Origin of the sequence: Plectonema cf. radiosum LEGE 06105 (assembly GCF_015207665.1) — a bacterium.
Lineage (GTDB): Bacteria > Cyanobacteriota > Cyanobacteriia > Cyanobacteriales > Nostocaceae > Rivularia > Rivularia radiosa_A.
In genome coordinates this window covers 46705-61982 of sequence record NZ_JADEWL010000002.1, presented here as the reverse complement: position 1 = coordinate 61982, position 15278 = coordinate 46705, and the positions used below count along the sequence as shown (strand labels likewise).

The window sequence follows — 15278 nt, the reverse complement described above, 5'->3', positions numbered from 1 at the left end:
ATCACTATCATATTGATAAGCTTTCAAGCTCGTATCTTTTGGCATACTTCACAAGTACATCAACGAATATCGTAAACAAATCAAACATTTCATTGACTAATTCCAAAGCTTCTTCCTCTACATCTTTTTCTAACTTTATATTAGAAATAGATTCTACACTTTCAACGGAATCCATACTATGATTAGAATCAATTGAGTAATGATGCATTCCGAAATATTTATATTCAATACCAGAAGTTAATTCTAATTCTTTAGCTACCAAAGTAGTCGTTGATAGGAAAATATCTGCTATTGCTTCTATTGCTTCTATTGCTACTAATTTATGAATCGGAGCAGCCTTATAAGTACATCGATATATTTCATAAAATGTTTGTCGCGAAACTTGAATTTCTTTACTCCAAATAAATCTTGTTGCATCTGTAAAAGTCGATGCCATATCGAAACCTAACTTTGTCAAATCTTCTAAAAACCAAATCCAATGACCATCATCTTCATAGGTATGTTGATTGATGATAGCTTGAATTGGGTCATTTGTTGATTCATCTCGCCAAACATATCGATTTAACTCTCCAAATCCCATCACAAAAGGTACAAAACAAGGTGCAAAACCAAGTCTTTGTCTGGGTGGAATACTTTTATCTTCTAGAAATTCAAAAAATTCCAACTTCGCAAACTCTTGCTTCTTCTTCTCAATATGTGCCAGAACTTCTTTCATCTCTAATATTCCTTATTCAAACTGCTTAGTTAGCAAAAAACAAAACGAAAGCGCATCGAAACGGGTAGTAAGCAGCCTGTTAAGTTAATTTAACCTAACTTAATGAAAATTTTAGAATTCATTAGCTTAAAAAAATAGGTACTCAGATAACAATTTTAATATTTTTTTAATCTTTGTCTAGAAGTCGGGTTTTTATGACTATTTTGTGATGTTACGGAATATTTATCCTAAAAACCCGACTTCTCTAATTTTTGTCCAACTCACTATACTTACAAAAATGACTGTCCACAATTTGCGAACAGCCATTTGATGTTGATCAAAAATAACTCTTATTTATTCACGAAAAATCATCTTCAAACTGCTTCTTGAAAAAGCAAGTGAAGACGTAAATACCAATTAAGGTTGTTGAGTTGTAACTACACTGACTTGAGGATTAACAAGCATCGATTGCTGCAACATCGGAGTGTTCGCAACAGAGTTATTCGCCAATGTAAATAAAGGATTTGATAGAATTCCGGCTATAGAAGTAGCAATTAAAGTTACTACCAAACCAACTTGCAAAGGTCTTAACCCAGGTAAATTCCAACTGATTGGGGGATAATTCTTGACTGCATCGGACATTTCTTGGGGTTCCTTGACTACCATCATTTTAACCACACGAATGTAGTAGTAGATCGAAACCACACTAGTGACTAACCCCAGTAAAACTAATCCATAAAGACCAGCTTGCCAACCTGCCCAAAACAGATAAATTTTACCAAAGAACCCAGCCAAAGGAGGAATACCTCCCAAAGAAAGCAAAGAAAGACTTAATCCTAAAGTCAAAAGTGGGTCTTTCTGATATAAACCAGAGTACTCGGTAATTTGGTCGGTTCCCGTCCGCAGGGAGAACAAAATTACGCAGCTAAAACCACATAAGTTCATAAACAGGTAAACTAGCAAGTAAAACATCATGCTCGAATATCCTGCTTGTGTACCGGCAATCAAGCCAATCATCACAAACCCTGCTTGAGCAATGGATGAATAAGCTAGCATCCGCTTCATACTGGTTTGAGCAAGAGCGACCACATTACCCAATATCAGGCTTAATACCGCTAGAGCAGTAAATACAAATCTCCACTCACCAGCGACGAGGGGGAAAACTGATGTTAGCAACCGGATAGCCAAAGCAAAACCCGCAGCTTTAGAACCCACAGATAAAAACGCAATTACCGGAGTCGGTGCGCCTTCATATACATCCGGTGTCCATTGGTGAAAAGGTGCCGCAGAAATTTTAAAGCCAATACCAGCAATTACAAATACCAAAGCAATCACTACACCCAAAGACTGACCTAAGTTTGCCGCTTCAATACCATTGGCGATCGCGCTTAGTTGAGTTTGTCCGCCGGATAAACCGTATAGTAGAGAAACGCCATACAAAAATACAGCCGTACTAGAAGCACCAATCAATAAATATTTGAGTGCGGCTTCATTTGAGCGTGGGTCACGCTTGGTATAACCTGTCAATAAATAAGAGGAGATACTCAGGGTTTCTAAGGAGATGAAAATCATCACCAACTCATTCGCCCCTGATAAAAACATCGCTCCCAGAGTAGCGGTGAGCAAAATAGCAATAAATTCTGCTAATGCCGTACCACTTTGTTCAACGTAGCGAATTGACATCAAAATGGTGACAGCCGCAGATAGTGCAATAATACCGCGAAACATCACACTCAGGTCATCGCCGTTAAACGCACCAAGAAATGAGATGGGATTAATATTGTCCCATTGAAAATACAACGCGACGATAGAAGCAAGTAAACCTGCTACTGCTAGATATCCAATCCAGCGCGAAGACGAACGTCCTAAAATCAAATCTACGATCAAAACCCCTAAGAAGGTGATTATTACAATTCCTTCCGGTACTATCGTTCCAGCATTTAACTGGGATGCGAGATTAACAAAATCCATGAGATATATAGGTTTTGACTCCACCGACTTTCATACTAACTGTGTTAATTCTATTGTTTTTTCCCAAATATTCATCACTTAGGGATGACGATAAACCAAAATTCTTCTTTTAATTTTACTCTTGCTGCTCTGGCTGCCCGACTCAGCCTGGGAACTAGTGCTTCATGTGATTAATTCTGGCGGGTAATTCGTAATTCCTAGTGCGTTGGCGTAGCCTACCCGGAGGGCAAAGCGTGACGCGAAGCGCATCATAGGGCATACTTCTAGCTCGCTATTGGCTATCTGGGAGCGTCTCGCTCCCACTACCAAGGGACTATCAAAATTAATCACATGAACCATTAAGTCTGGTAATCAAAATAATAAGTAGGGACATTCCACTTGTGAAATATCCCTACTTAAAAATAATATTTAGCTTAAGGCAATACTAAAAACGGTTTAAAAGTGCCATTATCAACGAAGTGTTAGCCAAGCATGAGCTTACGCTTAGAATATCGCAGATACTCAAGTTTTTATCCGTTTACAGTATAGCTATGATTAAAATCAATCAAATATTAAGACTTGCATAATACCTAATAGCTATTATCTCTACCCCAGCTTCCCCCACCGGAGCGTCCGCCACCGGAGCGTCCGCCACCGCCACCACCACCGCCTCTGTCTTCTCGCGGCCTGGCTTTGTTAACTTTCATAACTCGACCCATCCATTCGGCACCATCCAAGGCTTGAATAGCTTCGTTTTCTGCGGCTTCTGATTCCATTTCCACAAAACCAAAACCTCGCGCTCTACCAGTTTCCCTATCGGTAGGTAACTGAACACGCTTCACACCACCGTACTCAGCAAACACCTTAGTAAGGTCTTCCTGAGTAACATCGTATGCTAAATTTCCAACGTAGATTGACATAAAACTCTCCAGAATCCAACCGTGCAGAGGCGACATCCGGAAAGCTGCTTGCGACTTTTACTTAATAACAAGAACACAATTACCGAACGTACTTCTCCTGCATTATCTTATCACAACTTTTTTCCCCAAACTACGCCATATCAAAACAAGTATCAGTTTTTACTATATTATCGATAATTTCTGACCACGGATTGAAAGGGATTCCACGGATTTAATTACTAATTACCCATTAAAAAACGTTTTTATGTAAAAAATTGTAAAATATGCTTGTCAAAAAACCTTGTTATTCTTACTTGGTAAGTATTTGATCATCGCCTATCGCCATGCCAATTCCTTGGGAAAAATTGCAATGAATAAAAATGGTAGTCGCCAATTATGCCCAATATAAGTTAAAGATTGAACAGGACTGCCTTTCTCGATCAACCAATTTGAATAATCTTACCTAGAGTCGGCATTTCCATTGTCTTTCGGGAAGATATTAAGGCTTTCAATCGGGTCAAGCAGTTAATCTAACAGTTATTGCTTGCTCCGTAGTGAAATTATATCTTGACATTTTCCTATTGATTGTCCCCTAAATGACTGTTTAGCGAAGCCGCTATTTTTTTCTTGAAACTTCCATGTCAACTCTCGTTATTGTCGAATCTCCAACCAAAGCTAAAACTATTCGTAACTACTTGCCATCGGATTATCGAGTAGAAGCTTCTATGGGTCATGTACGTGACTTACCGCAGTCAGCCAGTGAAATTCCCGCTGCTGTCAAAGGACAACAATGGGCTCAGTTGGGAGTGAATGTAGAAGCTAATTTTGAACCGTTATATGTCGTTCCCAAAAACAAAAAACAAATTGTCACTCAGCTAAAAGAAGCGCTAAAAGAAGCAACGGAACTAATTCTGGCTACTGATGAAGACCGAGAAGGGGAAAGCATTAGTTGGCATTTATACCAATTGCTCAAACCAAAAGTTCCCACAAAGCGGATGGTGTTTCATGAGATTACCTCTGAAGCGATTAAAAAAGCGCTGCAAAATACCCGTGATGTAGATGAACAACTAGTTCGCGCTCAAGAAACGCGACGGATTTTAGACCGACTCGTGGGCTATACCCTTTCACCTTTGTTGTGGAAGAAAATCGCCTGGGGTTTATCTGCTGGAAGGGTACAATCGGTAGCGGTGCGGTTGTTGGTGCAGCGGGAACAGCAACGTCGTGCTTTTAATATCGGTAGCTATTGGGATTTGAAAGCGACTTTAAGTCCTGCATCTAGCAAAGCAAATAAGGAGCAATCATTTAATTCCGTGTTGGTAACTTTAGCAGGAACCAAATTAGCAACTGGTAGTGATTTTGACTCGACAAGCGGGCAAATTACTGTAGGTCGTCAAGTTGTTCTGCTCAACGAGGAAGAGGCTGAAGCTCTAAAACAACGGTTAAACAATAAAACTTGGCAAGTTACAAATCTTGAGGAACGTCCGGTAACGCGCAAACCAGCACCTCCGTTTACAACTTCCACCCTGCAACAAGAATCTAACCGTAAATTGCGGCTTTCGGCGCGGGACACGATGCGGGTTGCTCAAAGCCTTTACGAACAAGGTTATATTACCTATATGCGTACCGACTCGGTACATTTATCGGAACAAGCAATTACCGCTGCTAGAGACTGTGTACAAAAGCTTTACGGTAAAGAATTTCTGTCTCCCCAAATCCGGCAATACACGACAAAATCCAAGGGAGCGCAAGAAGCACACGAAGCGATTCGTCCAGCTGGAAGCACTTTTCGTACCCCTCAAGAAACTGGTTTGAGCGGTAGAGAACTGCAACTGTATGATTTAATTTGGAAGCGTACCGTTGCTTGTCAGATGGCAGATGCCAGACAAACCCAAATCACCATGCATTTACAGGTAGAAGATGCAGGTTTTCGTTCTTCGGGTAAAAGGATTGATTTTCCCGGATTTTTAAGAGCTTATGTCGAAGGTTCCGATGACCCGGAAGCAGCCCTTGAAGATCAAGAAGTCATTTTACCAAACTTAAAAGTCGGCGATCGCCCTAATTGCCAAAAGTTAGAAACTGTCGGTCACGAAACCCAACCACCAGCCAGATACACCGAAGCAACTTTGGTGAAAACCCTAGAAAGTGAAGGAATTGGTCGTCCCAGTACCTACGCGAGCATTATCGGTACCATCATTGATAAGGGCTATGCTCAATTAACAAATAATGCTTTAATTCCCACATTTACAGCTTTTGCCGTCACCAAGTTGCTAGAAACCCACTTTCCGGATGTGGTAGACCCCAGCTTTACATCAAGAATGGAGCAAACTCTTGATGATATTTCTACCGGGGAAGCTGAATGGCTACCTTATCTCAAACAGTTTTATCTAGGTGAAAAAGGTTTGGATACCTTGGTTAGGGAACAAGAAAAAATCATTGATGTATTAACATCAAGAACTGTGGACTTGAACATCCCAGATGTCAAAATTCGTATTGGTAAATTTGGCGCTTATTTAGAAGCCGAAAATGGTGATGAGACAGTTACAGCTTCGATTCCCAGAGATTTGACTCCAGCTGACCTCGATCCCAAACAAGTCGAGAAATTACTCAAGCAGAAAACCGAAGGTCCCGATCAAGTCGGTATCCATCCAGAAACTGCTCAGCCAATTTTTATGTTGATTGGTCCCTACGGTCCCTACGTTCAATTGGGTGAGAAATCCGAAGAAAATCCGAAACCAAAACAAGCATCCCTGCCTAAAAATGTCAAGCCAGAAGACGTAACGGTGGAAATGGCTGTTGGTTTACTTTCGCTTCCCAGAAAATTAGGAGAGCATCCAGAAACAAAAGCTAGCATCCAAGCTAATTTGGGACGTTTCGGCCCTTATGTGGTTCATAATCTTAAAGATGCCAAAGATTACCGTTCCTTAAAAGCCGGTGATGATGTATTGAGTATCACCTTAGAAAGAGCCTTAGAATTATTATCCGAACCCAAAAAAGGACGTGGTAGCAAAAGTAAAGCCAAGCAACCATTGCGGGAATTGGGTTCTCATCCAGACAGTAATGATGCCGTAAACATTTATGATGGTCCTTATGGAGTTTATATCAAGCACGGCAAAACAAATGTCGGCATTCCAGAAGGTGAAACTCCAGAAACCATAACTTTAGAAACAGCCTTGAAGTTATTAGCCCAGAAAGCACCTAAAGGTAAATCAACTCGCAAAACCACCAAATCAAAAACTTCCACGACTAAATCCAAGACTTCCGGTACTAAATCTAAAAAGAAAACTGAAACAACCTGATGCAGTTTGCTTGCCAAAATCTTTACTAGTCTGGATGTTCTCATACTTTCGGACTATTGCTTTTCAACCATCGGTTGATAATCACTGCTGACAAAATCCTTCTAAAGAACTTAGATGCCGCCCTATCTGTGGCTAATGTGATAACCTAAAATAATGAAGGGAGAGTTCGTAGTTATCAATAATCACTTGCTCCCCATTCAGAGGGGTTTGGTATCAACCAATTTCTCAACCAACGGTACTGTTTTTACATCAGTTTCTCCGTAACCGATAGTTGACATTTGAGTTAGTACTCAGGAGCGTTCAGTTTAATGGATTATATCGAAAAAGTCCTCGAAAAGCTTAAGGAATTAACACGCAAGCTGATTGATGCTCTTTTAGGGCCTTCAGCTGAACCGGAAGCTGAATTAATTCCAATTCCTGTAAACGAGCGTTCTGGCCGTGGTAGGTAGCTCAAATGCTCAGGAAGGAAATTCACCTTCTTTCAGCATTTTAGTACTGCACGGACCGAACCTGAATTTACTGGGAACTCGCGAACCAGAAATTTATGGCTCACTTAATTTAGATGACATTAATCGTCTGCTAGTTGAAGAAGGACGTGCTTTGTCAGCTAAAATTTCTGCCGTGCAGTCTAACCATGAAGGCGTTCTAGTAGATGCCATTCACGATGCTTTATTTAAACATCATGGCATCATTATTAATGCTGGAGCCTATACTCACACGAGTGTAGCACTACGAGACGCGATCGCCGGAGTAAATATACCAACTGTAGAAGTACATTTGAGCAATATATATCGTCGGGAAGAATTTCGTCATCATTCCTATATTGCACCAGTAGCAGTTGGGCAAATTAGTGGCTTTGGCGCGAAAAGCTATGTTTTAGGATTACAGGCTTTAGTAGACTTCTTAAGAAAGCCTAAAATTAAGTAATTTAACTAATTTAATTACAGCTGATATTATCGCTACATCCGCGAAATTGATCCCAAAATCTCATATGATTCCGAATAAGTGTTTACGCCCTTGTATGTATAACCTATACATCATGATTTGTTTGGTCTGTCAATTATAGGAATAGAGAACATAAAAAAAGAACGGGGGTAGAACTATACTGAGTTTTTGGAGCTTTCTGTGAGCATAAGTTCTATCTCAACTATCAACTGTCAACTATCAACTAGTAACCATATGCGTTATTCACTTACAAGCAGAGTTCGGGGTGCTTTGGTAGGGTGTTTAATCGGGCAAATTTTAGCTGCTAGAGTTGCCGAACAACCTCTTTTATGGAGCAAAGCAGCAGTTCAAGGAATAAACAGTTTGCTTTCAACTCAAGGTAGATTTGACTTAGATCAATGGAATAAAATTCAACAGCAAACTTGGGATTTAGAAGCACCGTGCGATTTAGTATTGGCAGATTTAATTTTATCAACTCTACCCATCGCCTTATTTTTTCACGAAAACAATCTCAAATTACGAGAAAATTTGCTCCTGGCAATTCAAAAATATCATCATCCCTTATTAAAAGATGGAGTCTTAGCAGTATGTTATCTGATCGCTCAATCATTAAACGAAAAACTTAATTGCAATACTTTAGTTTCCGAAATAACTGCCTTTATCGGTGAAACTACAACTGACGTCCCAAAAAAGCTACAACAAGTCAATAATCTATTGATAGAAAATGCGGGATTAGTAGAATTACAAAATTGCTTGGGTAAAGAAAATAATCTAATTAATAACATTGCCACAGCTTTTTATTGTTTTGCAAGTAATCAAGAAGATTTTCGTCTCACTTGTTTGCGAACAATTACCACAAACAATCAAAACTCGCAGATTCCTAGCGCGATCGCGGGTGCGATTTCGGGAGCCTACAATAGCATGGCTGGTATACCGATAACTTGGCACTTAGGATTAGATCGGACAAAATTAGTAGTTAGTGGGCAATTAACTAGCTTTTCCCAAATGGTAAAATTAGCTGATGCATTAGTCGCTGTATGGTCGGGAGCCTATCAAGTGTCACCACAGTTTTTAGAAAAAAAGGAGGTGGATTTAGATTTAATTTTTCCCCAACAAGCAATTGCTGCTCCACATATCATCCGTTTACGCTAACTAGATTTATCCCAAAAAAAAATTAACAGAACTTACAAAATCAACTTGACATTACACTGGACAGTTAAAAATCTTTTTCGAGCAAAAAACTATACTGATTAGGAAGTAACTCAGGATTTATATCCAATGGTAACTATGATGGCAGCAAGTTTAAACTCTGCTTCAGTTCAGAAATGTCTGGTGTTAAACCATTCTTATAAACAACTGCGGTCATAGATCATGAAAACGCAGCCATTTTTTAAATCCTTAATTCAACTAGCAGCTATTTGGAAGCGACGATACAAAGCCTTATTTCGCTTGTATGTATCTAAGACAGGTCGTCGGCACTCTGCCGATTCTCGGCGGAGCCTGCGACGAGCGGCGTTCCCCGGTGAAAATCGCGATCAAAAATTTTTGTGTTCCAGTTCAATGGTAAATTCGGCTAAACCTAAATGTGGTATTTACGCAGCTTTTTGGGGTTTTATTCCTCAGCATTCTGTGGTTGTTTTTGCGATTGCTTTGGTTACTATGACAGGAGTAATGGGACACAAGTTATACAACCAGCCCCAGTTGCAAGAAGAAGCTATCGCTCGTGAGACAATTGTTGCACCTTATACTGCGACTATAGAAAATATACAGGAAACAGAATTACTCCGCGAAGCTGCTAGAGGCAATTCTCGGCAATGGTTAATGGTGGATAAACGAATTAACCAAACAGTTGAGCAAAATTTACAGCGATTGCTACAGCAAGCAAATCAAGTTCGTACAACTGCTGGTTCTTTTCCATTTTTTGATCGCGAGGTATTGCATCCTTTAACACAAATTTTCCTTCGTTCCGCTTCTGACGAGGAATGGAAGCAATTATTAATATCCTTAGAAAATGGTAATCAAGACATTGCTAGGGATGAAAAACCTCAAGGTGTGGCTGTAGCCAATAGTACTGATGCTATCCTTACACAAATCCCAACTATTGATACTACGACAACAAATCCTCATTTTAAACAAGCCCTAAGCCAATTACAACTTTATGGTGCCAAAACTTCTCCACAAAATTTGCGATCGCTAATTGGAATCATCGAAAAAAAGCGAACAATGTACGTTCAAGCCAAAGCTAAGTTAGCAGTAATTCGCCAATCAAAGCCAGGGGAAATTTTATATAACGACACCAGCGTACTTGACTTTAGCGATGACGAATGGTCAGAAATTCAAGTCGCTATCTTACAAACTGCCCAACTGATTTTAGCTCAAGGTATTCACTCCGGACTACCCCAAGAAAATTTAGAGTACGTAATTAACCTGCATTTACAAAAGTCATTAATACCCCCAGATGCTAAATTTTGGACAAATAAATTATTAGTCAGCGTTTTACAGCCAAATTTAAAACAAGACGAACAAAAAACACAACTACAAGCCGAAAAAGCAGCAGGCAAAATACAGCCAGTAATGGTAACGGTGCAAAAAGGTGAATTAATTGTTAGAAAAGGAGAAATAATTACAGCTTGGAATTTAGCAGTATTAGAAAATTACAATTTGATTCGCCGCGAAATTAATTGGCTGGAATTAACCTATTTAGCAAGCGCGATCGCAGCAGCAATCAGTGTTTATGCTTTAGTCGAAAAACGCATCAAAATTCGATTGCGTCAAAGTGACCGATTATTAGTATTATTACTAGCGCTATCGTGTCCGTCGTTACTCATTTTTGGGACTCCTTTTAGCACTTGGAGTGCATTAGGCTTGCTATTAGGCAGTTTCTACGGACGCAAATTAGGTCTGACAGTGATTGGATTGCTGTTAATTTTATTGTTGCCCATGAGCTTAGAAGTCGGCAATACAGCAATTATAGCTGGTGCAGCAGGAGGAATACTCGGTACCTCCATGGCTCAACACTTGCGTTCTCGTGAAGAATTAGCAGTATTAGGTTTTGGAATTTCCTTAACTGAAGGTGGTGTTTACCTATTATTAAAAATCTTACTGGGTACTGCATTTACCCCTACTTCTTACCTTGTTTTTCAGGAAGCGGGATTATTAGCTTTATCCGGTTTGGGCTGGAGCATTGTCGCTTTGGGATTAAGTCCCTATTTAGAAAAACTGTTTGATTTAGTGACTCCGATTCGTTTAGCAGAACTGGCTTCTCCTAATCGCCCCTTACTCAAACGACTGGCAAAAGAAGCTCCCGGAACATTTCAACATACTTTGTTCGTTGCTACCCTTGCTGAAGCCGCAGCCAAAGAACTAGGCTGTAATGTTGATTTAATTAGAGCAGGTACATTATACCATGATATCGGAAAAATGCACGACCCAATGGGATTTATCGAAAATCAAATGGGAGGTCCAAACAAGCATGAAACTGAAATTAATGACCCTTGGTTAAGTGCCGATATTATTAAAAAGCACGTCAGTGAGGGATTAATTATGGCAAGAAAACATAGTTTACCCACGGCAATACAAGCATTTATTCCAGAACATCAAGGAACAATGCAAATTGCTTATTTTTATCATCAAGCCCAAGAACTAGCTAAAGATAATCCAACTTTACAAGTAAAAGAAGAAGATTTTCGCTATGAAGGACCCATTCCACAATCACGGGAAAGCGGAATTCTCATGCTAGCTGATTCTTGTGAAGCCGCATTGCGATCGCTCAGAGATGCTACACCAGAAAAAGCCTTGAACATGGTTAATAATATTCTACGGGCTAGGTGGAAAGATAATCAACTCTCAGATTCCGGCTTAACACGGCAAGAAATGACGAAAATAGCCGAAATATTTGTCAAAGTTTGGCAACAGTTCCATCATAAGCGGATTGCTTATCCTAAGTTGAAAGCGAATAATTAAGAGTTGGTAATTGGTAATTGGTAATTGGGAATGGGTAATGGGTAATTGGTAATTGGTAATTGGTAATTGGTAATTGGGAATGGGGAATGGGGAATTGGGAATGGGGAATTGGAATTTATATCTTTATTCTCCTTTGTTCACAACTCCAGCCAAAATAAAATCGATTGCTGCTTGTGCGTGCCTTTCAATCATTTCTGGACTTCGTAAATCTAAATTTGGTGTCAGATGTTTAATATTTTCGTAAGCATCAAAGTAAAAATTACAAACACCGTTGATGTGCATTGCTGTTAAAAAAGGGTCAAATTGTCGGAAACAACCGATGTTTATTCCTCTTTCTAAAATTTCTAACAAACATTTATAACTTTGGTTCCAATCAATTTGTTTAAAATATTTACCTTGATTTTGAAGTGCTTCCTGCCATAATATTCTCCCATAATTGGGATGAGTCGCTTGGTAATTAATAAATGCGTATACGGCAGTTTTTAAAGCTATTTCTGGGTGCAATTCATTTAAATTTAGTTTAGCTAGTCCTAATTCATTCAACTGTAAGGCTAGTTGATTCAATACTTCTTGATATAAAGTTTCTTTACTCTCAAAATAATAGTAAATCATTGCTTTAGTAACTCCACTACCAGATGCAATGTTTTCTGTACGCGCACCGTTTAAACCGTATTTAGCAAATTCTTCCATCGCTGCATTCAGTATTTGCATTTTTGTCGCTTCTGCATCGCGTAGGTGACGAGGTTTACGGGACAAGGATTTTGACTGTTTTGAACGACTCACTTTTCTCCATCAAACTGACCAACTTATCTTAACTAAAAATTTGCTTAATCGTTGACAATATAGGTCAAACAGTTTAAATTAACAACTAACTAACTTTTTAGTTAACAAATTCAATGTTGGTATTAGTTTATAAATAAAATTATAAATAAAAGGTAGAAAATAGCTATGTCAATGCTTTTGGGCGCACCTTGGTTGTTAGGGCATAAATCAATGTTGCAGGTAAATCAACCGAGAAAAATTTCTCTCTACGGTGCTGATTATGTAATGTGGAAAGATGTGAAGGGAGAAATTAACGCTTTACCTAATGTTTGTCCTCATATGGGAGCAATGTTATCTGAAGGTTGGTGCGAAGTAACAGAAGATAAAAGTAGTGTAGTTGTTTGTCCGTTTCATGCATTGGAATTTGACAGGGAGGGTTGTACTATTCTACCTGGTTCTAAGAAGAAAACTTTACCCCAACTAAAACCTTTAGAATTGATTATTCAAGGGAATTTTATTTGGTCTTACGGAGGAATAGAAGCGAAAATTCCTATTCCTAATATTTTAAATAAAATTGCATCTAAATACGATTTTGTTGGTCATATAGCCGATATCAGCGTAGAAACACAATTGCTGCCAATGTTGTTGAATATGCACGATTACAACCATCAAAACGGTACTCATCGTCCCTTATTCAAAATTAAAGAGATATTATTTGAAAAATTTATTGATAACGGACATGAATCTCATGCTTTTTATAATATGCCTAAAGCACCTGTAAGTTTAGCTGAGAAAATTAAAAAACCCGATTTATTGCTAATACCAAAAGTCATTAAAGCTCATCTAGAAAATCATTTTCCTCATTTAGTAATATTCCACGGGGAAACAGCATTCGGGAAAATTGCTCAATGTCACTTATTTGTACCAGAATCTGAGAATAAAACGCGGACGTATATATTAATGTTTGGAGAATCAAATAGCCCGATATCTAAATTTGTTGGCAAAACCGCCCTTGAATTTGCCAAAGTTGTGGTAGAACAAGATGCCGATATTTTAGGAAAAATTTATCCAAATTCCCAGCACAAAATCAAACTTAATAATGAAGTGGGAATGGATTGGGTAAGACGTAACTTTGAGAGTTTTCCAGAAGTTGTGGAACCGAATTTATCTAAGGAGTAATTGGGAGTAGATAGTAGTTGATTGCTAATTACCAGAACATCGATTCGGTAAGTTGGGAACCACCTGCTTTTAATCCTAACCAAGAGTGCGCGATCGCAAACAGAACTACTAAGGGTACCGAAGCAAAATGAACAATTCGTAATGCTTGCCAACTGCCGAACATATCTACAATCCAAGGGAATTGAGCGGGTTTATACATTCCAATTCCCGTAAGTAGTGCTAGTAAAAGAATAGGAATAATACTTGTATATACTATGCGATGCCAAGCATAAATCAAACGCTGAGAATTTTTGGTTTTCTGTAAAGCTTTTAAATCTTTGTTACTGACAAAGCGATGTTGCCATCTGCGACTAATTAAAACATAAATTCCGTACCATAAAAGATTCAGGGAGAATAACCACATGGCGGCAAAATGCCAATGTCTACCTCCTGCTAACCAACCTCCTAAAGTAAATATGGGGGGAATATGTAAACCCGCACGCCCTCCAAAAACTGGGTTAGCGTTGTAAATTTGTAATCCGCTAGTGAGCATAATAAATAAACTGACAATGTTAACCCAATGAAAAATCTTAGCGGGTATTGCTTGGGTGGGAAACTTTTTCTTCGGAGTAGGTACGGTGGAAGTCATTTAAAAAAGGTATTTAAGCGAACAACTATAAATAAATTTAAACTTAGGATATCCGATTGTCTAGTTATTTGTTTTTTTACAAAAAAAGCGGGTTTAACACCCGCAGTCAAATTACTTGTAAATTAGCATTCTCTGGCTCAAACACTTATTTTTAACTAATTTCGACCGCAGCAATAGTTCGCTTTGCTTTGATTGAAGTATGGAAGCATCACACGAAAGCAGGAAATTAAGCTGTTGGAGAAAATATAATTGAGCATTTGCATCGTCTTTAGGTGATGTTAGGTGGTTATTTTATCTCAATTAAACTTTGAAATCATGCATGAGCAAAGACTTAATCATGGAAATACTTTGATGTCTAGCGATACTGAAATCAAATAAAATTTCAAGGTAAATTTCAAAAATATTTGTTAACATTTTTTTTGCTCTACAAGATGCATTTTATTCGATTTAAAATCATTAAAATCTACAGTCTTAACACTAGTATCACTTGTATCTTTTTTTTGAAGTTGGTAATTATCTTTGAGTAATCTTATGTAAGTACGATAAGGTATATAATCTATCGGATCATATCCATGAAAACGCAGTATTAAAACACAAGCCCATGAATACTTGTGGTCAATAATTGCCTTGATAACCTCTTCAACCTGTTTCTTATTCATTGCCTTCAATTTTACTCGCAGCTAAAAAAATACTTTGTTGAGTCAGAGGGAACACTTTATAAATAGATGAAATCTTTCTATTACAAAGTTTATAATTTTATTGCAACAACATTTCATACTTTTTGAAAATCTTTATATAAAATTCATAATTTTTTTACTCCTCCAGATAAATTCTAGCAATAATTACTTCTATAAATAATCTATATATTTAATCTATTTTTTTATTTTTATTTTTTATTTTTAAATATCGTCATCTAGCTAAAGAGTTAGATATATCGAATTGGGGAAAATTGTTTGAATATT

Annotated in this window: 12 protein-coding genes; 6 read left to right on the top strand and 6 right to left on the bottom strand. The window is 38.3% G+C overall.

Going from position 1 to position 15278, the window contains the following annotated elements:
• Positions 1-7: 7 nt before the first annotated feature.
• The 3 genes from IQ247_RS00840 to rbp all read right to left on the bottom strand — a co-directional run bounded on the left by IQ247_RS00840 (position 8) and on the right by rbp (position 3564).
• A complete protein-coding gene (locus IQ247_RS00840) occupies positions 8-715 on the bottom strand; it encodes a hypothetical protein (protein ID WP_193915897.1) in 708 nt (235 codons plus the stop codon).
• A 396-nt stretch (positions 716-1111) separates the two neighbouring features.
• Positions 1112-2665 carry an NAD(P)H-quinone oxidoreductase subunit N gene (locus IQ247_RS00835; protein ID WP_193915894.1) on the bottom strand — a complete coding sequence of 518 codons (1554 nt, stop codon included), beginning with the start codon at positions 2663-2665 and terminating at the stop codon, positions 1112-1114.
• A 569-nt stretch (positions 2666-3234) separates the two neighbouring features.
• On the bottom strand, positions 3235-3564 hold the full coding sequence (gene rbp, locus IQ247_RS00830) for an RNA-binding regulator (RefSeq protein WP_193915891.1): 330 nt from the start codon (positions 3562-3564) through the stop codon (positions 3235-3237).
• 617 nt (positions 3565-4181) lie between these two features.
• Here rbp and topA point away from each other — a divergent pair.
• The 5 genes from topA to IQ247_RS00805 all read left to right on the top strand — a co-directional run bounded on the left by topA (position 4182) and on the right by IQ247_RS00805 (position 11747).
• Positions 4182-6839: a type I DNA topoisomerase gene (gene topA / locus IQ247_RS00825; protein ID WP_193915888.1), complete on the top strand. Its 2658-nt coding sequence runs from the start codon at positions 4182-4184 to the stop codon at positions 6837-6839.
• A gap of 308 nt (positions 6840-7147) precedes the next feature.
• Positions 7148-7288 (top strand): hypothetical protein, encoded by a 141-nt coding sequence (locus IQ247_RS00820; RefSeq protein ID WP_193915885.1) that lies wholly within the window; start codon positions 7148-7150, stop codon positions 7286-7288.
• Positions 7278-7766 carry a type II 3-dehydroquinate dehydratase gene (aroQ, locus tag IQ247_RS00815; RefSeq protein ID WP_193915882.1) on the top strand — a complete coding sequence of 163 codons (489 nt, stop codon included), beginning with the start codon at positions 7278-7280 and terminating at the stop codon, positions 7764-7766. Before IQ247_RS00820 ends, aroQ begins: the two co-directional genes overlap by 11 nt.
• A gap of 252 nt (positions 7767-8018) precedes the next feature.
• Positions 8019-8936, top strand: coding sequence for an ADP-ribosylglycohydrolase family protein (locus IQ247_RS00810; RefSeq protein ID WP_193915879.1), 918 nt, complete (start codon positions 8019-8021; stop codon positions 8934-8936).
• A gap of 219 nt (positions 8937-9155) precedes the next feature.
• Positions 9156-11747, top strand: coding sequence for an HD family phosphohydrolase (locus IQ247_RS00805; protein ID WP_193915876.1), 2592 nt, complete (start codon positions 9156-9158; stop codon positions 11745-11747).
• Between the two features lie 123 nt (positions 11748-11870).
• Here IQ247_RS00805 and IQ247_RS00800 read toward each other — a convergent pair whose 3' ends face one another.
• Positions 11871-12530 (bottom strand): TetR/AcrR family transcriptional regulator, encoded by a 660-nt coding sequence (locus IQ247_RS00800; protein WP_322745362.1) that lies wholly within the window; start codon positions 12528-12530, stop codon positions 11871-11873.
• Positions 12531-12695: 165 nt separating this feature from the next.
• Here IQ247_RS00800 and IQ247_RS00795 point away from each other — a divergent pair, with 165 nt between their 5' ends.
• The gene (locus IQ247_RS00795; protein ID WP_193915873.1) at positions 12696-13688 is read left to right on the top strand and encodes a Rieske 2Fe-2S domain-containing protein; all 993 of its coding nucleotides are present in this window, start codon (positions 12696-12698) and stop codon (positions 13686-13688) included.
• A 28-nt stretch (positions 13689-13716) separates the two neighbouring features.
• On the opposite strand, the gene IQ247_RS00790 is transcribed toward IQ247_RS00795, so the two are convergent.
• Both IQ247_RS00790 and IQ247_RS00785 read right to left on the bottom strand, forming a co-directional pair.
• On the bottom strand, positions 13717-14316 hold the full coding sequence (locus IQ247_RS00790) for a cytochrome b/b6 domain-containing protein (RefSeq protein ID WP_193915871.1): 600 nt from the start codon (positions 14314-14316) through the stop codon (positions 13717-13719).
• Positions 14317-14723: 407 nt separating this feature from the next.
• The gene (locus IQ247_RS00785) at positions 14724-14975 is read right to left on the bottom strand and encodes a HetP family heterocyst commitment protein (RefSeq protein ID WP_193915868.1); all 252 of its coding nucleotides are present in this window, start codon (positions 14973-14975) and stop codon (positions 14724-14726) included.
• Between the last annotated feature and the right edge of the window lie 303 nt (positions 14976-15278).

Coding starts and splice junctions, on each gene's coding strand:
- IQ247_RS00840 (WP_193915897.1), bottom strand. CDS start 715: ATGAAAGAAGTTCTGGCACATATTGAGAAGAAGAAGCAAGAGTTTGCG.
- IQ247_RS00835 (WP_193915894.1), bottom strand. CDS start 2,665: ATGGATTTTGTTAATCTCGCATCCCAGTTAAATGCTGGAACGATAGTA.
- rbp (WP_193915891.1), bottom strand. CDS start 3,564: ATGTCAATCTACGTTGGAAATTTAGCATACGATGTTACTCAGGAAGAC.
- topA (WP_193915888.1), top strand. CDS start 4,182: ATGTCAACTCTCGTTATTGTCGAATCTCCAACCAAAGCTAAAACTATT.
- IQ247_RS00820 (WP_193915885.1), top strand. CDS start 7,148: ATGGATTATATCGAAAAAGTCCTCGAAAAGCTTAAGGAATTAACACGC.
- IQ247_RS00810 (WP_193915879.1), top strand. CDS start 8,019: ATGCGTTATTCACTTACAAGCAGAGTTCGGGGTGCTTTGGTAGGGTGT.
- IQ247_RS00805 (WP_193915876.1), top strand. CDS start 9,156: ATGAAAACGCAGCCATTTTTTAAATCCTTAATTCAACTAGCAGCTATT.
- IQ247_RS00795 (WP_193915873.1), top strand. CDS start 12,696: ATGTCAATGCTTTTGGGCGCACCTTGGTTGTTAGGGCATAAATCAATG.
- IQ247_RS00790 (WP_193915871.1), bottom strand. CDS start 14,316: ATGACTTCCACCGTACCTACTCCGAAGAAAAAGTTTCCCACCCAAGCA.
- IQ247_RS00785 (WP_193915868.1), bottom strand. CDS start 14,975: ATGAATAAGAAACAGGTTGAAGAGGTTATCAAGGCAATTATTGACCAC.